Source organism: Oceanobacillus sojae (assembly GCF_900162665.1).
Lineage (GTDB): Bacteria > Bacillota > Bacilli > Bacillales > Amphibacillaceae > Oceanobacillus > Oceanobacillus sojae_A.
Window position 1 is genome coordinate 485,686 of the sequence record NZ_LT727810.1, and the last position, 19,384, is coordinate 505,069.

At 37.9% G+C, this 19,384-nt stretch carries 20 protein-coding genes; 17 read left to right on the plus strand and 3 right to left on the minus strand.

Translation table 11 applies throughout. The features are described from left to right. Nucleotides 1-125 precede the first annotated feature (125 nt). From BN1068_RS05955 to BN1068_RS05975, 5 genes are all read left to right on the plus strand, one after another. A complete protein-coding gene (locus tag BN1068_RS05955; protein WP_077601912.1) occupies nucleotides 126-872 on the plus strand; it encodes a Cof-type HAD-IIB family hydrolase in 747 nt (248 codons plus the stop codon). 256 nt (nucleotides 873-1,128) lie between these two features. Further along, entirely contained in the window at nucleotides 1,129-1,311 is a 183-nt protein-coding gene (locus tag BN1068_RS05960; RefSeq protein WP_077601913.1) for a cold-shock protein, read from the plus strand. Nucleotides 1,312-1,655: 344 nt separating this feature from the next. Beyond that, on the plus strand, nucleotides 1,656-3,176 hold the full coding sequence (gene adh, locus BN1068_RS05965; protein WP_077601914.1) for an aldehyde dehydrogenase: 1,521 nt from the start codon (nucleotides 1,656-1,658) through the stop codon (nucleotides 3,174-3,176). Between the two features lie 126 nt (nucleotides 3,177-3,302). Continuing rightward, nucleotides 3,303-3,671 carry a DUF779 domain-containing protein gene (locus BN1068_RS05970; RefSeq protein WP_077601915.1) on the plus strand — a complete coding sequence of 123 codons (369 nt, stop codon included), beginning with the start codon at nucleotides 3,303-3,305 and terminating at the stop codon, nucleotides 3,669-3,671. Between the two features lie 105 nt (nucleotides 3,672-3,776). After that, on the plus strand, nucleotides 3,777-4,229 hold the full coding sequence (locus BN1068_RS05975) for an IDEAL domain-containing protein (RefSeq protein ID WP_077601916.1): 453 nt from the start codon (nucleotides 3,777-3,779) through the stop codon (nucleotides 4,227-4,229). Between the two features lie 121 nt (nucleotides 4,230-4,350). On the opposite strand, the gene BN1068_RS05980 is transcribed toward BN1068_RS05975, so the two are convergent. Then, nucleotides 4,351-6,345, minus strand: a complete 1,995-nt coding sequence (locus tag BN1068_RS05980; protein ID WP_077601917.1) for a penicillin-binding transpeptidase domain-containing protein — start codon at nucleotides 6,343-6,345, stop codon at nucleotides 4,351-4,353. Nucleotides 6,346-6,684: 339 nt separating this feature from the next. Beyond that, nucleotides 6,685-7,629, minus strand: coding sequence for an LCP family glycopolymer transferase (locus BN1068_RS05985; protein WP_077601918.1), 945 nt, complete (start codon nucleotides 7,627-7,629; stop codon nucleotides 6,685-6,687). Between the two features lie 398 nt (nucleotides 7,630-8,027). Here BN1068_RS05985 and BN1068_RS23570 point away from each other — a divergent pair, with 398 nt between their 5' ends. Beyond that, nucleotides 8,028-8,183 carry a hypothetical protein gene (locus tag BN1068_RS23570; protein WP_175637091.1) on the plus strand — a complete coding sequence of 52 codons (156 nt, stop codon included), beginning with the start codon at nucleotides 8,028-8,030 and terminating at the stop codon, nucleotides 8,181-8,183. A 100-nt stretch (nucleotides 8,184-8,283) separates the two neighbouring features. Here BN1068_RS23570 and BN1068_RS05990 read toward each other — a convergent pair whose 3' ends face one another. Further along, entirely contained in the window at nucleotides 8,284-8,934 is a 651-nt protein-coding gene (locus tag BN1068_RS05990; protein ID WP_077601919.1) for a YigZ family protein, read from the minus strand. Between the two features lie 301 nt (nucleotides 8,935-9,235). On the opposite strand from BN1068_RS05990, the gene BN1068_RS05995 reads away from it, so the two are divergent. From BN1068_RS05995 to BN1068_RS06045, 11 genes are all read left to right on the plus strand, one after another. Further along, nucleotides 9,236-10,375 (plus strand): sensor histidine kinase, encoded by a 1,140-nt coding sequence (locus tag BN1068_RS05995; protein WP_077601920.1) that lies wholly within the window; start codon nucleotides 9,236-9,238, stop codon nucleotides 10,373-10,375. Between the two features lie 351 nt (nucleotides 10,376-10,726). Further along, nucleotides 10,727-11,422 carry a response regulator gene (locus BN1068_RS06000; protein WP_077601921.1) on the plus strand — a complete coding sequence of 232 codons (696 nt, stop codon included), beginning with the start codon at nucleotides 10,727-10,729 and terminating at the stop codon, nucleotides 11,420-11,422. A 285-nt stretch (nucleotides 11,423-11,707) separates the two neighbouring features. After that, the gene (locus BN1068_RS06005; RefSeq protein WP_077601922.1) at nucleotides 11,708-12,550 is read left to right on the plus strand and encodes a DegV family protein; all 843 of its coding nucleotides are present in this window, start codon (nucleotides 11,708-11,710) and stop codon (nucleotides 12,548-12,550) included. 108 nt (nucleotides 12,551-12,658) lie between these two features. After that, nucleotides 12,659-14,068: an ATP-dependent helicase ComFA gene (locus tag BN1068_RS06010; protein ID WP_077602204.1), complete on the plus strand. Its 1,410-nt coding sequence runs from the start codon at nucleotides 12,659-12,661 to the stop codon at nucleotides 14,066-14,068. Next, nucleotides 14,065-14,742, plus strand: a complete 678-nt coding sequence (locus tag BN1068_RS06015) for a ComF family protein (RefSeq protein WP_077601923.1) — start codon at nucleotides 14,065-14,067, stop codon at nucleotides 14,740-14,742. Before BN1068_RS06010 ends, BN1068_RS06015 begins: the two co-directional genes overlap by 4 nt. A gap of 228 nt (nucleotides 14,743-14,970) precedes the next feature. Beyond that, nucleotides 14,971-15,393: a TIGR03826 family flagellar region protein gene (locus tag BN1068_RS06020; RefSeq protein ID WP_077601924.1), complete on the plus strand. Its 423-nt coding sequence runs from the start codon at nucleotides 14,971-14,973 to the stop codon at nucleotides 15,391-15,393. Nucleotides 15,394-15,470: 77 nt separating this feature from the next. Further along, nucleotides 15,471-15,734 (plus strand): flagellar biosynthesis anti-sigma factor FlgM, encoded by a 264-nt coding sequence (gene flgM / locus BN1068_RS06025; protein WP_077601925.1) that lies wholly within the window; start codon nucleotides 15,471-15,473, stop codon nucleotides 15,732-15,734. Nucleotides 15,735-15,761: 27 nt separating this feature from the next. Further along, on the plus strand, nucleotides 15,762-16,244 hold the full coding sequence (locus BN1068_RS06030) for a flagellar protein FlgN (protein WP_077601926.1): 483 nt from the start codon (nucleotides 15,762-15,764) through the stop codon (nucleotides 16,242-16,244). 16 nt (nucleotides 16,245-16,260) lie between these two features. After that, the gene (gene flgK / locus BN1068_RS06035) at nucleotides 16,261-17,754 is read left to right on the plus strand and encodes a flagellar hook-associated protein FlgK (protein ID WP_077601927.1); all 1,494 of its coding nucleotides are present in this window, start codon (nucleotides 16,261-16,263) and stop codon (nucleotides 17,752-17,754) included. A gap of 9 nt (nucleotides 17,755-17,763) precedes the next feature. Further along, nucleotides 17,764-18,657 (plus strand): flagellar hook-associated protein FlgL, encoded by an 894-nt coding sequence (gene flgL, locus BN1068_RS06040; RefSeq protein ID WP_077601928.1) that lies wholly within the window; start codon nucleotides 17,764-17,766, stop codon nucleotides 18,655-18,657. A gap of 163 nt (nucleotides 18,658-18,820) precedes the next feature. After that, a complete protein-coding gene (locus BN1068_RS06045; protein ID WP_077601929.1) occupies nucleotides 18,821-19,384 on the plus strand; it encodes a DUF6470 family protein in 564 nt (187 codons plus the stop codon).

Here is a 19,384-nt window from a genome sequence, read left to right on the forward strand (position 1 = left end):
GATTTAAATAAATATTTCTATCTTTTGAAAAGAAAGGTGCTCCCTAATCAAGAGAAATTTCGTTTTAGTAGTAAAAGTAGAAGCATTTCTATTATACTTAAAGCAGGATAAAAGAGAAATGAGGAATGGATGATATGACAAAACCAATTAAGTTGATTGCCTTGGATATGGATGGAACATTATTAACTCCAGAACTTGAGGTATCAAAACGGAACAAAGAAGCAATTCAAGAAGCATTAAACCAAGGAATTCAAGTTGTTTTAAGTACTGGACGGGGATTTCAGGGCTGCTATCCATATGCACAAGAATTAAATTTACAGACATTCTTGATTACTGCTAATGGCGGTGAGGTTTGGACGATTGAAAAAGAGTTACTCCGACGGAAGCTGCTTGCTAACAATATAGTGGAGAAGTTATATGCAGTAACAGAAGAGATAGGCATACGCAAATGGATGATTTCTACTGAAAAGGTATTTCATGATGATGAATTTGTAAATATACATGATTATCAATGGCTGAAATTTGGCTGTGCTTCGGAGGATCAAGAAAAATTAAATGAAGTTAAAAGAAGACTGGCTGGATTTAGTGGTCTGGAACTAACGAATTCTTTGCCGACAAATATTGAAATTAACCCTGAAGGAGTAAGCAAAGCAGATGCATTAGATTTTCTTTGTAAACGTACGGGTATTTCTATGCAAGAAGTTATGGCAGTTGGCGATAGCTTGAACGATGTAAAAATGATTCAAGAGGCAGCCGTTGGTATAGCTATGGGTAATGCTCAAGAAAAAATTAAAGAAGTAGCAGATGCAATTACCTCCAGTAATACGGAAGACGGAGTTGGAAAAGCAATCGAAAAATTTGCACTGAGGTAAACAGTTAAAGGTTTATATAATAAAATCGTGATATTTTATCATGAATCTAAAGTTAGCACATAAAATAAAAAAGGGGCGATTTGCTTCTGGGGTATAGAGAATAGAAAAATAGTACAAGCTATGAGACAAGCAAAAAAATTAATTTAACAAAACCAGGGAATTCATACTTGAAAAAAGTAAGAAAAGTTGTTATGCTCAAAAGTTTCACTCTTTCAAAAAATAGCGTATACTGTATATTAGGAAGGGAGATGCTATAATGTCTTTTTCTCGTGGACCCAAAGAACCGGTGCCGGAGGTTGAAACGAGCGTCTGGTCATGTACTAAAGAAGATTGTCAAGGATGGATGAGAGAATCATTTAGTTTTGAAGATGAACCGAGCTGTCCTTTATGTCAGTCCGAAATGGCAAAGGAAGTTCGTGTGATTCCTGAATTAAAGTAAATAGTATCTCTAGTATTTGTTACTGATAAAGCAAAGCATGGCTCAACGGGTCTGATTTTTCCCGCTGAGCCAAGTTTAGTTAATCAGTAAAAGGAGTGTCTGTTTTCCCTGACTATATAATTTAGATGGGAATGATGGGCACTGTATGCTATTTAATGAAGCTTCTGCATATTGATTGCGGAGGCTTTTTCTCTGTTTAATAAGAATTACAGATAGGAAAGGATATTAAAAAATAAATAGTTGAAATTATTGTAAAAGTAGAATAATATTTGCTATACTAAGATAACAATTTAATATTTGATTAACACTATATTGTAATCGCTTACATTAAGGAGGAGTTTAAAATGAAGTATGCTAATCCGAATACAGAAGGTGCTATTGTAAACTATGAAAAACGTTATGACAATTACATTGGGGGAGAGTACCGGCCGCCAGTAAAAGGAAACTACTTTGAGAATACAACTCCGATTACAGGTGAAGTATTTTGTGAATTGGCCCGTTCGACGAAGGAAGATGTTGAAGCTGCTGTTGATGCAGCACATGAAGCAAAAGATGCGTGGGGGAGAACGTCCGTCGCAGAGCGTGCAGTTATTTTAAATCGTATTGCTGACCGGATGGAAGAGAATTTAGAAAAATTAGCTGTAGCAGAGAGCTGGGAGAATGGTAAAGCCGTTCGTGAGACATTGGCAGCAGATATTCCATTGGCAATTGATCATTTCCGTTATTTTGCCGGAGCTATCCGGGCACAGGAAGGAACCTTGAGTCAAATTGACAATGATACGGTTGCTTATCATTTCCATGAGCCGTTAGGTGTTGTCGGTCAAATTATTCCTTGGAATTTCCCGATACTGATGGCAACCTGGAAGCTGGCACCGGCATTGGCTGCCGGGAATTGTGTTGTACTGAAGCCTGCGGAGCAGACACCTGCATCCATTCATGTTCTTCTCGATTTAATTAAAGACTTATTGCCGGCCGGTGTACTGAATATTGTAAATGGTTTTGGAGTAGAAGCTGGAAAACCGCTTGCAGCAAACAGCCGCATTTCAAAAATTGCATTTACCGGTGAGACAACAACAGGTCGTCTTATTATGCAATACGCTTCAGAAAATATTATTCCGGTAACACTTGAACTGGGCGGAAAATCTCCAAATATTTTCTTTGAAGATATTTTGGATAAGGACGATAGCTTTGTAGATAAAGCAATTGAAGGAATGGTTATGTTTGCCTTAAATCAGGGAGAGGTTTGTACATGTCCATCCCGTGCACTTGTTCATGAATCGATTTACGACCGCTTTATGGAAAAAGCGATTGCACGTGTTAATCAAATTAAAATCGGTCACCCGCTTGATACAGATACAATGATGGGGGCACAGGCCTCAGAAGAGCAACATGAAAAAATAAAATCTTATCTGGATATTGGAAAGCAGGAAGGCGCAGAGGTTCTTGTCGGCGGAGATGTAAATCAGCTTGATGGAGAGCTGGCTTCAGGATATTATGTACAGCCGACCATTTTTAAAGGGAATAATAAGATGCGTATTTTCCAGGAAGAAATTTTTGGACCGGTCCTATCCGTAACTACTTTTAAAGATAAAGAAGAAGCGCTGGAGATTGCGAACGATACACTTTATGGATTGGGTGCCGGCATTTGGACGCGTGATATGAATACAGCCTATCGTTTTGGCCGTGGTATTCAGGCCGGGCGTGTATGGACAAATTGTTATCATCAATATCCGGCACACGCAGCGTTTGGCGGTTATAAGAAATCAGGAATTGGAAGAGAAAATCATTTGATGATGCTGGATCATTACCAGCAGACAAAGAACCTGCTGGTCAGCTACAGTGAAGGCCCTGCCGGTTTATTCTAGGATAAAAATATAAGTGAATTACAGAGGAACTATATCGGCAGGCATATAATTATACGTATGCCTGCTGTGAATTTATAAGCAGATAAATTCTCTTTCTGCAGTTATTCCAATAAGGAGGAATTTTCCATGGTAGACAGAGTTATTGCAACACAGGAAGCGCAGGAGCTGCTGGAGAAGTTAAAAGATATTCACGGTCCGCTAATGTTTCATCAGTCAGGAGGCTGCTGTGACGGAAGCTCGCCAATGTGCTATCCGCTTGGAGAATTTAGAACAGGTGATTCTGATGTCTTACTGGGAAATCTGCCAGGAGATATTCCGTTTTATATTTCCAAGGATCAATTTGAGTACTGGAAGCATACGCAGCTTATTATTGATGTTGTTAATGGAAGAGGGGGAATGTTTTCACTGGAGGGGCCAGAGGGAAAACGTTTTTTAACCCGGTCCAGAGTGTTTTCAGATAAGGAAAGAGAAGATTTAGATTTCAGCGTAATATAAAATAATTTTTTGACAATTAAAATTTTTACTTGAATTTTCTCACAATATCCGATAAAATTAATTAACAGAAAATTTAGATGTATGTTTTAAACAGGGAGGGATAAGATGGTTACTGTTAAAATGTTAAAGCCTTACTATGTAAAGACGGAAGAAAAGTATATCCGAATTATTTTAGCGTATCAGTACTTCTCAATTATTATGAATAAGAAAGTATATCAATTTATCCCTGTTAAATCGACGGAAGTACGCATTAACCGCAAGACGAAGAAAATTGAGAATATCGACGATGTCTTTGCTTTTCAAAAAGGAAAAGAAGTACTCACTATTTCCATGTCCCAATTAGTTTCTATTCCAGGCTTTTTAGAAATGCTTCATCGAATTGCAGAATCCTATTATTTGCCGGAAGATACAGAGACTGTTTCAGACCAGCAGAGAGCTTTGGACCAGTTAATAACAGAGCTGGAATATGAAAATGTGAGAAGATTAATTGATAAAGCAATTGACAGCGGTGACAAAGAAGCATTTTTAGAATTAACAAATGCACTAAATGATAAGTAAAATCAGAGTTATTTTAACATCAGCCATATGGCAGACACGCTTTCTGCTATATGGCTTTTTTTTTGCGGAAAATAAAAAGAGAGTTAAGCATTTATAAATGCTTAACCCCTTAACAAAAGCTTTAATCTTTGATATCTATTAAAATTTCTGTTGCTTTTTCAACTCCAGAGCTGCGATCATGATTTTTGGTTCCTTCAACCATAATGGCAATCATTAAATCCTGATCATCAGTAGGATAGCCGACAAACCAGCTATTTTCATCCCCACTGTCTTCACCGGTTAATTTTAATTCCGCTGTTCCTGTTTTACCAGAGATAGGGAAATCAGCTTCTTTAGCTGCTTTACCAGTTCCTTCTGTAACGACCTTGCTCAGAGATTCTTGAATTTCATCAGCCTGTTCTTCTGTAATCAGGCCTTCCTTCCAAATCTGCCCTGTTTCCTCTTCGGTTAATAAAGTTGGTTGAATCATATCCCCGTTATTCAAAAAAGTTGAATAGGCGGTTGCCAGATGCAGAGCACTCATTTCAATTTCGCCTTGTCCATAGCTTGTGTGTGCCAACAGGTGTGTATCATCTAAGTCTCCTGAATTAGAAATAGTAGAATCTGTCACCGGGTAGGTGTATGGAAATTCCTCCCCAACTCCAAATTCATGCAGACCTTCGACAAAAGCATCTCCGCCCATTTCTACAGCTTTCATAGCAAAATAGATATTATCTGAACGTATCAAGGCATCATCCAGATCAACCGGGCCATTAGAAGTGGATACGCGTGTTACATTATAATCTTCCCACTTCAGCCCTTCAATTTCAATGCCTTCATCGTATACAATTGTACCGTTTTTCAGCCCGATTGCACCAGTGATTGGTTTAATAACAGAGCCTGGTGCAAAGGTGGAAGAGAAGCGGTTCTGCATTGGCTGCAGCTCATTCTCTTCCATATCGCTCCAATAATCTGAAGATGTCCCATAAAGAATATCATTTGGATCAAACGATGGGCTGCTTACTAATGCCAGTGTTTCTCCTGTTTTTGGATCAATAACAGCAGCATTGCCGGGATCTTCATCAAACCCCTGGAAAACTTTATCCTGAATATTAATGTCAATGGTTACAGTAATATTTTGTCCGTCTTCTACCTCTTTTTCAGCTATTGTAACATTTTCTTCGCCTTCTTTTACAACTTGAATGGAGGCTCCTTTTTTCCCGCGGAGCTCTTCTTCAAATAAACTTTCTAACCCGCGTGCGCCAATTTTGTCAGAGGAAGAGTACTCTGTTGAATCAAGCTCCTCTAAGTCCTCTGCATTGACTGAACGGAGGTATCCTACCAGATGAGCAGCTATTTCCCCTTCTGGATAAACCCTTCCATTTACTTCCTGATAAGAAACTCCTTCGATGGCATTTAACTGCTGGACAGTATCTGAATTATCCGGAAGTATATTTTTCAGTGGAACAAATAAATCGTCCTTCACCCAATCTGCTTCAATACTTGCATTGACGGAGTCGACAGACATCCCAAGCAAACGGGCTATTTCCTCACGCTTAGCTTCATTATCTCCTAATTGACTTGGAATAACGCCAAATTCATACACAGTATCATTAATTGCAAGCGGGATTTGGTTTTTATCAAGAATTTCCCCTCTGACTGGTTCATCAGGAAAAATTTTAATTTCCCCGCCATCTGCAAGTTCTGGGAAGATAAAGCCGGGATCCCAATTAATTAACCAGCTGTCTTCTTCATCTTCTTTTTCTACTAAGGTCAGTTCAGCCTGATAATCAAATGAAATTTCGCCAGCTACCGTATTCATATTTACAGTAAAAGGGATAGTTGCTATGCCATCATCGTAAGCATTGGCAATTTCCCTTTCTTCTAATTCCTGTGCATTTATTTCAATATCAGAAGCAGAAATATCAGCATATAATTTCTCAAGGCGGATAAATGAATCTTCGTCATTATATGTATCTTTCGCTTCTTGAGAAAAAAGATTATATAGAGATTCATAGTCTCCTTCTTCTACTGATTCTGCATATTGATTTAATGTATTCGTCGGGTCGACTTGTTCTTCAGAGCACCCGGCTAACAGGGCGATAAAAAGAATCAGCCATAAACTTTTTTTCCACATTTTCTAACCCCCATTAAAAAATATCTCTTTACGTAAAAGTATACCATGTTCTGCATTGTTTTAAGAATAATAGATAATAAGTCATAAAATTTTAAAAAATATATGTTCAAACTCTATAAGTACCATCCACACGAATGGATCAAACGAAGTATTGTCAGGAAATAATGCGAGCAAAAACTTGCTTGAAAAACGTTTTGTTACATTTATAAATTCAACTTATATAATTAGAAAATAGAAGAGATTGTGTGAAAAAACGTCACGCTGTATATACCAGGTGACGTTTTGTTTTCTAATCGGATTAAGTAGTCTGTTTGTTGAAGTCCAGTCATGATAATTTCTTTATTTTTGTTCCATGTGCTCTTTAATCGTTGAATTTATACGATTGATTTCTTCATCAGATACAACATAATACCAAACGCCATTGATGGTTTGACCATCTCCGGAAATTTCCATTGTTTCTACATTCTTTCTGGTTCCGCTGTAGTCCTTGAATAATGTCTGCAGCCGCTTCATATCTAAGTCGGTTTGGACATTATTCCCTAAAATATCAAGGATATCACTCGCTTTGGTAATACTTGAAAAGCTGGCTGCTTCATCCATTGCAGCAACAATTACATCACGCTGACGTTCATTTCTTCCCATATCTCCGCGGCTGTCTTGTTTTCTCATACGGATATAAGCAAGCGCTTCTTCCCCATCTAAAGTAACATTACCTTCATTGAAATTATATCCATCCTGGGAAAATGCTGTGCTGTTTTGAACAGTAACGCCGCCTAAAGCATTAATACCTTGCTCAAATCCTTCCATATTCACACGAATATAAGAGTGAACCGGCAAATCAAATGTCTGTTCCACTGTTTCTACAGATAACTGCGTCCCGCCAAAGGCATACGCGTGATTGATTTTATCCATTCCCCGATCAGGAATATTTACGTAAGTATCACGGGGAATACTTAACATAACCATAGAATCTGTTCTTGGGTTTAAGGAAAGCAAAATCATTGTGTCAGAACGGCCTGCATCTCCATCGCGTTCATCCACACCCAGAAGCAGAATATTAACAGCATCTGAATCGTTATACAGACGATTAATTTGATCTTGACGCCCCGGATCATTATCTCTTTCTAATGGACTGTGCATTGATTCTACTACTTTACCAACCTGGCTCCAAACAAAGAAAGCCCCGCCGCCAATAACTAAAACAAAAAATAGGATTATTCCACCAACAATAAATGGCCATTTTTTTCTCTTTTTACGAACTTTATTATCTACTCTAGATACCAAAATATTCTCCTCTATTCTTTCCTCGATTTTAAAATTTTTAGTAATTGTCAGGAAAAATAAATCTGTAATAGATTATATCGAAATTTAGATTAACCGTCTATGTTTTAAACAAATTTTGTAGGTAATTTTTCTCTATGATTCAGAATAAAAAAAACAGCAATTAATAGAGTACATGACTTTTATTGCTTGAAAAAGCAACAAGAAAGTAAAAGTAAACTTACTGTCAATCTATTAAAATTAAAAAAATTATCAAAAAAAGTAGACAATATGCTTTTTTTTTTATAGAATTACGTTTAATGAGAAAGTTCACCTTAGCTTAGAATACAGCATTCGACATTTACATACTTCATAGTAAAGGTTGACGACTTCAAGAAAAATTATTCAAAGGCGGTAGATGAATGGGCAGGGAGCAAGAACAGTATCAAAAGATTCTAAAAAGGGTCATTCACGATACAGAAAATCAAAAATTAAATTCAATGGATGAAATAGTGCAATTACTTGTTAAAGAATTGTCAATGAATACGAACGTAAAGAAATCTATTAAATCATTTTAATTTAAAAGGCTCTGTCAGGTCACTGTAATCTGACAGAGCCTCTTTGTGTGCCGGAAATTGCGGATAACTGTTTATAAAGTAATACCGCATTGTCCCTTGTTTAAGAAGGGGTATCATGAACATCCATTTCGACATATTTTTGATCCAGTAATTCAATCGTTGCCTGTGCATTTGTCATTTCGACAATCCAATTTTTAAAAGCATCTGTTTCTTCTGTTTTTACATAAATAATAAATGCTACGTTCTCAAGATAATGAATATTTTCTAAAATATATTTTGATTGCTGACGGACCTCATTTTCCAGCTTGCCCAGCATAGGATATTCGACAGTTACGGAAACTCCCTGCATCCGTTCGCGGCGGACGATTCCAGTCGTTTTGATACCTTGTGTAGTTGCTGATCCGTAAGCGCGGATAAGGCCGCCTGCTCCAAGCTTTATACCTCCAAAATATCTTGTCACGACAACAGCAGTATCCTTCAAACCTTTTTTCTTTAATACTTCTAAAATAGGTACACCGGCAGTTCCGCCCGGTTCCCCGTCATCATTTGCTTTTTGTATATGATCTGTTTCACCTATCATATATGCAGAACAATTATGTGCAGCATCCCGGTGTTCTTTTTTTATGGATTGGATAAATTCCTGAGCCTCTTCCTCTGATTCGACACGTTTAACATTTGCGATAAAACGTGACTTTTGAATGGTTATTTCGTCTGTACCATGTTGTTTTACAGTATAATAAGTTGATAGCATTATAATTTTCACCTCAATAAAAATAACTATTCTATAAAAATTCACCTAATTACCATAATTATTCATTAATATCAACCATTGATTTTAGGGTTGATCCTTATAAAATAATTCATATAATTAGATTTTATCGCTAGATTTTTTAGTGTTTTTTACCTACATCATTCACTCTTAGTTTACAAGAATATGCAGCAAAAGTAAAAAACTGTATTATTACAAGCGTTTTTAATTAATTTTTTTGAAAATATCCTTATAAAATCAAGGAAAGTTACGAATAATTATAACATAGGTTGGTGAGTTTCTGATGACAATAAGATTAAATAACCAGGCAATAGATCAAATTGTAGAGAATATGATACAGATGGTTGACCAAAGTAAACATCAAGTATTTGAAATTACCGAAGAGGGAAGAAAAGAGTATGAATATCTTACTAAGGAACTGGAGTCAACCAAAAAAAAAGTAAAAGAGTATATTAAAAAAGGAGACAACCTGGAGAAAGATGTGAAAAGATATCGTCAACAGCTCGCCCTGGTTAGTAAGGACTTTAATAAATACTCTGAAAATGAGGTACGTAAGGTTTATGAAAAAACGCATGATTTTCAAACAAAATTAATCATTATGCGTGAAGAAGAAAAGCTGCTGCGGCAGCGGCGTGATGAAATAGAAATCAGATTGACAAGTCTTACACATATACTGGAACGTGGAGAAGAGCTTGTTGCTAAAATTGCTGTAATCTTTAATTTTCTGCAGGATGATTTTAAGCAGGTAAATGAAATGATTGAAGATGCCAGAGAAAAACAAGAGTTTGGCTTGAAAATTATTGAAGCACAAGAAGAGGAAAGAAAAAAACTCTCAAGAGAAATCCATGATGGACCAGCTCAAATGCTGGCTAACGTGTTATTACGTTCAGATATTCTCGACTATGTTGTGAAAAAAGGAACACCGGAAGAAATATCCGAAGAGATTAAGTCATTGCGGAAAAATGTCCGCATTTCTTTGCAGGAGGTCCGGAGAATTATATATGATTTGCGGCCGATGGCACTGGATGATTTAGGGGTAGTTCCGACAATTCGGAAATATGTAGACCGATTGACCGAATATCACAATATTCATGTGGAATTTATTGTGTTTGGAGAAGAAAAAAGATTAAATAATAAATATGAGGTTGCTTTATTCCGGCTGATGCAGGAGGCTGCACAAAATGCTATTAAACACAGTGAAGCAACAGAAATTAAGGTTAAACTAGAAATTTTAAAAGATAGATTAATCCTGGTTGTGACAGATAACGGCAAAGGATTTAACCCGGCAGAAAAGAGCGATAATTCTTTTGGGTTAATAGGAATGAGAGAACGCGTTGAGATGCTCGATGGCGATCTGAAGCTTATTACAGGAAAAGGAAAGGGAACAACGGTTACAATAAATGTTCCATATTCTTTAACTTAAGTATATAATAAAAAATAGATATTGTAGAAAAAAGGCGATTTTCGTATAAAAATAGTAGAGAACTTAAAAAATTACAAAAACATAAAAAAATTTTATAACAAAATCCTGCCTTCCTGTATTCTTTTAAACTCATATTTTAAAACGAAAAGCGCCTTGGCATTTTCATAACCATGTTCTCATCTGTAAAATAACTAAGCCTTTAAAAATAAATAGATTTGAGCTGAAATGAGACAATAGCAATGATATGTACTACAATAGACTTACTTTATATTAAAAAAACTATGCTATCTATCTATTAATGATTAAAAAAATGTTCAATTAGTATCATTAAGTAGAAAAGGAGATTTATATATGGATGATGTACAAAAAGAAGTAAATATTGTATTAATTGACGATCATAAATTATTTCGGGAAGGTGTTAAACGGATTTTAGAGTTTGAATCAGCTTTTAAAGTAGTTGCAGAAGGAGATGACGGCTCTGAGGCTGCTAATCTTGTGAGAGATAATAATCCGGATGTCGTGCTGATGGACATTAATATGCCTAAAATCAACGGGGTACAGGCAACTGCTGATTTAATAAGACAATTTCCAAATACAAAAATAATCATTTTATCTATCCATGATGATGAAAACTATGTTACACATGCATTAAAAACAGGGGCGCAAGGTTACTTATTAAAAGAGATGGATGCAGAAGCACTTGTAGAGGCAATTAAAGTGGTAAGCAGCGGGGGTTCTTATTTGCATCCGCGTATTACACATAATTTAGTAAAAGAATACCGCCGTTTAGCACGCGAAAATACTTCCAGTCTGGCAAACAGAAATGTGGAGCACCGTAAGCCGCTTCATTTATTAACAAGAAGAGAATGCCAGGTACTTCAGCTGTTAGCAGAAGGAAAGAGTAATCGTGCAGTGGCAGAATCTCTTTATATCAGTGAAAAAACAGTGAAAAACCATGTAAGTAACATTCTTCAAAAGATGAATGTTAATGATCGTACGCAAGCAGTAGTTTGTGCGATTCGAAAAGGCTGGGTAGAAGTTATTTAATTGTAAAATATGAATAGAAAAGCGTCCTGACAATAACAATCAGGGCGCTTTTTATATCGGAAATATATAAGCTTTTAGCTGGAAAAGATAAATGGCTGCTATATTCCAGGTTAAGAGGCTGATAAAGCATTCGATTTTTACAGGATTATCGTGTAGAATAATGTCAAGTAAATAGAATTCACATACAGGTAAAAAGAAACAGCACAGCATGAAAAGTGGAAAAAGCCTATCATTTTTGTGCTGTTATTTTACTGTAATGACAGAAAAGAGAAGGAGTAAATGTCTATGAAGATTGCTGTCATGTCCGATAGTACAGCATATATTGCGCCAGAAGATCGTGAAAAATATAGAATTCATATGGTACCGCTGAGCGTAACTTTCCAGGATGGGTCTTATCGTGAAGAATTAGATATTACAACGGAAGAATTTTATCAAAAGCTTGCTAATTCCAAAGAATTGCCAAGTACTTCGCAGCCGTCTGTCGGTGAGGTTACAAAAAAACTCGAGGAATTAGCAGAAGACTATGATGCGGTCATTTCTATCCATTTATCAAGCGGTATCAGCGGTACGTACCAGACAATGGTAAGTGCAGGAGAAATGGTAGAAGGAATCGATGTCTATGCCTATGACTCTGAAATCAGCTGTATGATACAAGGGTTCTATGCGTTGGAGGCAGCAGCTATGGCTCAGGATGGGAAATCTGTAGATGCTATTTTAGCAAGAATGGATGAAATGAAAAAAACGGTCCGTGCCTATTTTATGGTTGATGATTTAACAAATCTCCAGAGAGGCGGAAGATTGTCAAATGCTCAAGCGATATTAGGCAGTCTCTTACAGATCAAACCTATCCTTCATTTTGAAAACAAGCTGATTGTCCCATTTGAAAAAATCCGCACGAAGAAAAAAGCAATTTCCCGCATTCTTGGATTATTGGAAGAAGAAGTTGCTGCAGGCAAAAATCTGCGAGTTGTATTTATTCATGGGAATGACCGCCCTTATGCAGAAAAATTAGAAGCAGATTTTAAAGAAAAGCATCCAGAAATAGAAACATCCATCAGTTATTTCGGGCCAGTTATTGGTACGCATCTGGGGCAAGGAGCTATTGGTGTTGCCTGGTATGAAAGATAAAATATAGCTTCATTCAGCAGTGCAAAAGCGCACTGAATGAAGTTCCCCTCCCTATACCTGAACAATTTTTATAAAATAATCTGCATTCATGGAGGTATCAAATTGCATATGGATAAACTGACTTCGTGTTCCCCCAGGCTCCTCGCCGAATCTTTATCCGGTAAACGATTATTAGAAGAAGAAATCCTTCTTCCTGAGAAATGTTTTCAAGTTCTCCTCTCTACAAAACAGTTAATTTCAATCCCTGCAATAGAAAATCAAAAAGGCTCCGCAAAATGTATCCGGTGCGGTAATACATCCGCACATTATTTCTCAGAATATCCCTGCGGCATCTGTCAGCGAAAGCATCTGTATTGCCGCCGCTGTATCCAAATGGGAAGAATAAGTGAATGTAAGCCGCTCTATATATGGAATGGGGCAGAGGTACATTGGCCAAACCATCCCAATCCTTTAACCTGGGAAGGAAAATTAACCCCTGCGCAAAGCAATGCAGCAGCACAGCTGGAACAGGCTGTTAATGAAAAACTGCCAGCCTGCTTGTGCTGGGCAGTATGTGGAGCTGGAAAATCTGAGATGCTGTTCCCGGCGATTACCGCTGCTTTGAAGCAGGGGAAACGAATTGCATTAGCCTCTCCACGTGTGGATGTTATCCGTGAATTATTTCCCCGGCTGGAACAGGCTTTTCAAGATGTGACCATCGAAGCGCTCTATGGAGGAAGTGAGCATCAGGCTGGAAAGTCCCAGCTGATTTTAGCAACTACGCATCAATTAATGCGTTACTATCAAGCATTTGATGTATTGATTATTGATGAAGTCGATGCTTTCCCATTTTATCTAGATAAAAGCTTAATGTATGCTGCAAAACAGGCAGCTAAGAAACAATCTACGACTTTATACCTCACCGCTACCCCTCGTAAAAATTTCAGACTGCAGATGAAACTGGGAAAACTCCCGCATGTTTTTGTACCTTTACGTTATCACGGGCATCTTCTCCCAGTTCCTAAATTGAAGTTATCCTTTCACCTCTCCAGCCAGCTTGCAAATAAAAAACTTCCTGCTGCTTTTCGAAAATGGCTTATGAACAGACAGAATCACCAGCGTCAATTACTGATTTTTGTACCGAAAATATCTATGATCGAGGAATTAAAAGAGGCAATTACCTTATTACTACTTCAAACAGGCGCTATTTCAACTACTGAAGAATTACAAGCTGTTTATGCCGCTGATAAAGATAGAGAAGCGAAAATAATACAATTTCGAAATCGGGAATTACATGCTTTAATCACGACAACTATATTGGAAAGAGGAGTTACCTTTCCTTCTGTGGATGTCGTTGTACTGGATGCAGGTCATGAGGTGTTTAATGAAGCTGCCCTGGTTCAGATTGCAGGGAGGGCCGGCAGAAGTGCGGATGATCCGTCTGGGGAAGTTATCTTTTTCCACGATGGGAAAACAGATCCAATGGAAAAGGCAAGACAAATGATTTTAGATATGAATGAGAGGGGGAGAAAGCTTTGAATTATTGTGTGTATTGTTATGAACGAATAGAAAATTCATTAACATGGTCTACCTGGCTGACAGTAGAAAAAAGCCAAGCATTATGTGCATCCTGCGCTGGTAAGCTGGAGATGATTTCAGGAAAAAGATGTAAGGTATGCAGCCGGGCCTGGAGCTCGTCGATTTGTTTAGATTGCCAGCAGTGGAGAGAGCTGGGCGATAATATTGAAAGGAATTATTCTATTTTTCATTATAATGACACGATACGTGAAATAATTACGCAATGGAAATTCCGGGGAGATTATTTATTAAGAGAAATTTTTCGAAATGAACTGAAAAGCGCTTTTGAAAACCAGTTTGCAAATAATAATGCTTCCCTGACGATAGTTCCAATTCCGCTAAGTGAAAGCCGAATGCAGGAGAGAGGATTTAACCAGTCACTGGCTCTGGCAGAGATGCTGGATGCCCCTGTAAAGCAGGTGTTACGCAGGAAGAGCGGCGAAAAGCAGGCAAAGAAAAATCGGAAAGCCCGTTTGAAAAGAGATAACCCCTTCTCAATAACAGAACCATTAAAACAAGCTGCCTTAATCGTTGATGATATTTACACAACAGGTACCACTGTCCGGCAGGCAGCACAGCTATTAAGGCTTCATGGCTGTCCGGCAGTGTATTCATTAACGATAGCGAGAAGTTAAAAAGGTTATAAAAAGCAGAAGTATCCCCCAAATAGATAAGCATTTTGTTATAATAAAGATAAATAATTAACGATTAATTTCCCATTGCCTATTAACAATTGCTGCAATGCTGACGATGATATAAATAAGCAAAAGCATTTCGTGAAAATAAATCATTCAAAATATAAAAATGAATAAATGGAAAAGTTCCTTCCCGGCAGGAAAGTACAGCAGAGAGGAGAAACAAGAATGGGAGAATTGGCAAACTGCGAACGATGTAATCGTGTGTTTGTGAAGCAATTTAGAGATATATGTAATGACTGTTATAAAAAAGAAGAAGACGACTTTAGGCGCGTGTATAACTTTTTAAGAAAACGGGAAAACAGAACTGCTACAATAGGGCAGATTGTAGAAGCAACAGGTGTTGGTGAAACTCTCATTCAGAAGTTTATCCGGGAAAAAAGACTCCAGCCTTCCAATTTTCCGAATTTATCTTATCCTTGTGAAAGATGTCAACGGCCAATTAAAGAAGGCACGTTATGTGACTCCTGTCAAAATGAATTAAAGGAAGACCTGATGAGGCATGAAGCAGTGAAGTCCGCGGAGGAAAAAGCATTAGATGCTGAAAGAGAAACAACGTATTATACAAAAGGTGAATGGAAGAATGAATAATATATGCTGATTGGACAAAAGAAAAAAGTAATGCAGTTTTCAGACAAATTACTCATTACTGGTAAGGGGTGCAGAAAATGAAAATCAATGGACCAAATCCAACAAATTTTAATCCATATAAGCAAGCACTTAAGGATAGACAGACAATTGAGTCAGAATCATATAAAAAAGACAGTATTGAAATATCACCGGAAGCAAAAAAATTGCAGAAGCAGGAGCAGCCGGATGAAAAGCGTGCAGAGTATGTCAATGAAATAAAGCAGAAAATTGACAGCAATCAGTACAAAATAAATTATGAGAAACTCGCTCAAAAAATGCATGATTTTTGGACCGGCAAGTAAGCTTTACTGGTCAAAGGAGGAAAGTTTGTGAGCATTCAGCTGATTCATGCGATGAATGATTTAATAGCAACACATAAGGATTTGCTGGAATTATCTAAACGGAAAACAGAGGTATTGACGAATAATAAGCTTGATGAATTTCAGGCATTGCTTTTAGAAGAGCAAAAACTTATCCGTCAGCTGGAGAAGCAGGAGCAGAAAAGGCAGGAAGTCACAGAAGCCTGGAATGAAGAACAGCACCATCCGGCAGAATCACTGACCATTACAGAGATTCTGGATAGATTGGACGGGGAAGAGCAGAAAAAGGCCGAGGAAGCAGCGGTTGCATTAACAGATACAATAAGAGAATTAAAAAGGCAGGAGCATTTAAATAAAGCATTACTGGAAGAATCAATGAAGTTTGTACAGCTTTCGATGGAATTAGTCAACCCGTCTATCCAATCGATGAATTACGGAACAGCATCTTCGGATAAGATGTCCGGCCGTTCTCTATTTGATTCGAAAGCATGAAAAAGGAGAAGATTTTATGAGCACGTTTCGAGGATTAGAAATGTCACGTCAGGCACTGAGTACACAGCAAAGTGCTTTATATACAACCGGGCATAATATTTCCAATGCCAATACACCCGGATATACCAGACAACGCGTCAACATGCAGGCTATGAATGGTTATCCGACACCGGGAATGAACAGCCCGCATCTTCCCGGGCAAATGGGGACAGGAGTCGAAGTCGGTTCTGTACAGCGTATCCGCAACCAATTTCTAGATACGCAGTTCCGGTCAGAGAATGCATCTGTAGGCTACTGGTCCGAACGAACAGCAGCACTTTCAAGAATGGAAAACCTGTTAAACGAGCCGAGTGATTCTGGTATTGAAGCGGCAATGAGTGATTTTTGGAGTGCTCTGCAGGAAGCGGGTGCCAATCCAACAAATAATGGAGCACGTGCAGTTGTATTAAAAAGAGGCGAATCATTGGCGGATACTTTCAATCATCTGTCTTCTTCCATGAATACGATTCGTAAAGATTTACAAACGGAGACAGAGAATACAATTGATAAAGCAAATGCGATGATTGAGCAGCTTGATTCTCTCAATAGTCAGATTAAAAAACTGGAAATCCATGGTTATAATGCGAATGATTTATATGATAAGCGCGACAATATTCTGGACGAGTTATCGGAAATTGTGAATATTGAAGTGGAATACGATGGCAGCCATATACCGAGTGGTAAGCAAGGGGATGGTGTGGCTACTGTTAATATAATCATTGCAGATAGAGAACCAGTGAATATAGTTAATGGGGTGACAGGAGAAACCCAGAAAATAGAAAGCCCGGAGTATACAGATCCTGATGAATTTAATGGAATGAAATTATTTGAAAATATTAAAGTACGCAATGTAGATATTACATCTTCTAAAGGAACACTTCAAAGCTATGTACATGCTTCCGGATATGTGGTTAGGGAAGGTGAGAATGTTGAAGTGAAAGGAGATTATCCAGAAATGCTGGAAAAGCTGGATAAATTAGCATTCGCCATTGCTAAAAGCTTTAATGAGCTTCATAAGGATGGTGACACAGCAGTGCCGTTCTTTGAAGATTTGGGCGAAGATTCAGCGGGAGCTGCCGGGAAAATAACAGTCGCTATTAAAGATTATCAAGATATTATAGTCTCTTCTGGTGGGAATAAAGGAAAAGGAGACGTGGCATTAAATCTTGCTAATGTTTTTACAAGTCCAAATGACGGACTGGGTGATGTCTCTGTCAACGGCTATCTGGAATCAATTATTGGTGATGTCGGTGTTGATACAAGTCATGCCATGACGATGCTAGACAGCACCGCTACATTACAGCATCAGGTGAATAATCAGCGTCAATCTATCAGCGCTGTTTCCTTAGATGAAGAAATGACAAATATGATTAAATTCCAGCATGCTTATAATGCTGCTGCCCGCGGTATGACCGCAATGGATGAATTAATAGATACCGTTATTAACCGAATGGGATTAGTAGGAAGGTAGGTTAGAAAAATGAGAGTAACTCAAAGTATGCTTTCCAATAACATGTTACGTAACTTAACGCACAGTAATACGCAAATGAATAAATATATGGAGCAGTTATACTCCGGAAAAAAGATATCAAAGCCTTCCGATGATCCGATGATCGCGATGAAGGGTGTTTCTTACCGTTCTGAATTAGCAAGAATTAATCAATTTGAACGAAATACTTCAGAAGTGAACAGCTGGCTGGATAATACAGACGCTGCGATGGACCAGACAAACCAGGCGATGCAGCGGTTAAAGGAGCTGGCCGTAAAGGCAAGTAATGGAACAAACAGCGATGACGAATATCAGAGCATTGTGGAAGAAGCAAAACAGCTAAAAGAGCATCTGGTGGATATTGCTAATACGAATGTGAATGGAAGATATATTTTTAACGGTACTAATTCAGATACACCACCAGTAGCAGTAGATGAAAATGGGGAAATTACTACTGACTTTAATAAGGAAGATGTGCTTATTGAAGTATCAAGCGGTATTACCGTAAAAGCAAATACAGATGGGTCCAGTGTCTTTGGTGAAAACGGAGATTTGTTTGAAACCGTAGATAACTTTATTAAAAGACTGGAGAAAAAAGAAGATGTTGAAGGCGATATTGAAGACAGTATTGGTGAATTAGATGCTTCCATTGGAGGTATTCTGGATTCACGTGCAGAAATTGGTGCGCGCATGAATAGAGTGGAGCTGGTGGAAAACCGCTTAGCTGATCAAAAAATCGTAACGACAAAAACTTTATCTGATAAGGAAGATGTTGACTTTGCGGAGGCAATTACGAATCTGATTACACAGGAGAGTTTGCATCGGGCAGCACTTTCAGCAGGTTCCCGGATTATTCAGCCTTCCTTAGTTGACTTTTTACGTTAATTGCAAAAGTATAACCGTCTTATCTGATTATGACTGGTAATATCTTTGGTTTAAATATTCGTACACGTGCAAGCTATATTTTCTTACTGATTATAAAACACCCTGCCCATTATTCTGTCTGGAGCAGGGTGTTTTTAGAAAATGAGATGGAGAGGGGACAGAGATGGAAATCCCACAAATTAGAATCCATTCACAGCCGGCAAAAATTCAAATACATACAGAACCGGCTCAATTACATATTTCACAGCCGCCAGGTGATTTAACCATTAGACAGCCAGCAGCAGAAATCTCCATGCATACGAGGCCGGGAAGATTAAATATTGATCAAAGCCAGGCTTGGGAGGACATGAATTTATTAAGACCCAAAAAGAGTATTGCAAAAAATGCGCAGGCTGGTCAACAGGCGGCACAGCAAGGAGCTGCCAGAAGAGCACGACAGGGGAATGCATTAATGCGAATTGAAAATAATTCAGATCCAATCAAAACACAAGCGCTGGAAAATGGTTTTACGCAGCAAAAAAGGTTAGGACTTACATTTATTCCTTCTACCTTTGCAGTGAAAACCTCCTATGAACCGGCTGAATTAGATATCCAGGTTCGAACAAATCAACCAATTATTGAGGGAAGAGTAAATAAACCAATCATGCAATATAAAGCTGGAAGAATAGAAACCTCTCTTGCCCAGCGTCCGGAACTGACAATAGAAGTAGTCAATACGAAAATATAA

Coding starts and splice junctions, on each gene's coding strand:
- BN1068_RS05955 (WP_077601912.1), top strand. CDS start 126: ATGGATGATATGACAAAACCAATTAAGTTGATTGCCTTGGATATGGAT.
- BN1068_RS05960 (WP_077601913.1), top strand. CDS start 1,129: ATGTCTTTTTCTCGTGGACCCAAAGAACCGGTGCCGGAGGTTGAAACG.
- adh (WP_077601914.1), top strand. CDS start 1,656: ATGAAGTATGCTAATCCGAATACAGAAGGTGCTATTGTAAACTATGAA.
- BN1068_RS05970 (WP_077601915.1), top strand. CDS start 3,303: ATGGTAGACAGAGTTATTGCAACACAGGAAGCGCAGGAGCTGCTGGAG.
- BN1068_RS05975 (WP_077601916.1), top strand. CDS start 3,777: ATGGTTACTGTTAAAATGTTAAAGCCTTACTATGTAAAGACGGAAGAA.
- BN1068_RS05980 (WP_077601917.1), bottom strand. CDS start 6,345: ATGTGGAAAAAAAGTTTATGGCTGATTCTTTTTATCGCCCTGTTAGCC.
- BN1068_RS23570 (WP_175637091.1), top strand. CDS start 8,028: ATGGGCAGGGAGCAAGAACAGTATCAAAAGATTCTAAAAAGGGTCATT.
- BN1068_RS05990 (WP_077601919.1), bottom strand. CDS start 8,934: ATGCTATCAACTTATTATACTGTAAAACAACATGGTACAGACGAAATA.
- BN1068_RS05995 (WP_077601920.1), top strand. CDS start 9,236: ATGACAATAAGATTAAATAACCAGGCAATAGATCAAATTGTAGAGAAT.
- BN1068_RS06000 (WP_077601921.1), top strand. CDS start 10,727: ATGGATGATGTACAAAAAGAAGTAAATATTGTATTAATTGACGATCAT.
- BN1068_RS06005 (WP_077601922.1), top strand. CDS start 11,708: ATGAAGATTGCTGTCATGTCCGATAGTACAGCATATATTGCGCCAGAA.
- BN1068_RS06010 (WP_077602204.1), top strand. CDS start 12,659: ATGGATAAACTGACTTCGTGTTCCCCCAGGCTCCTCGCCGAATCTTTA.
- BN1068_RS06020 (WP_077601924.1), top strand. CDS start 14,971: ATGGGAGAATTGGCAAACTGCGAACGATGTAATCGTGTGTTTGTGAAG.
- flgM (WP_077601925.1), top strand. CDS start 15,471: ATGAAAATCAATGGACCAAATCCAACAAATTTTAATCCATATAAGCAA.
- flgK (WP_077601927.1), top strand. CDS start 16,261: ATGAGCACGTTTCGAGGATTAGAAATGTCACGTCAGGCACTGAGTACA.
- flgL (WP_077601928.1), top strand. CDS start 17,764: ATGAGAGTAACTCAAAGTATGCTTTCCAATAACATGTTACGTAACTTA.
- BN1068_RS06045 (WP_077601929.1), top strand. CDS start 18,821: ATGGAAATCCCACAAATTAGAATCCATTCACAGCCGGCAAAAATTCAA.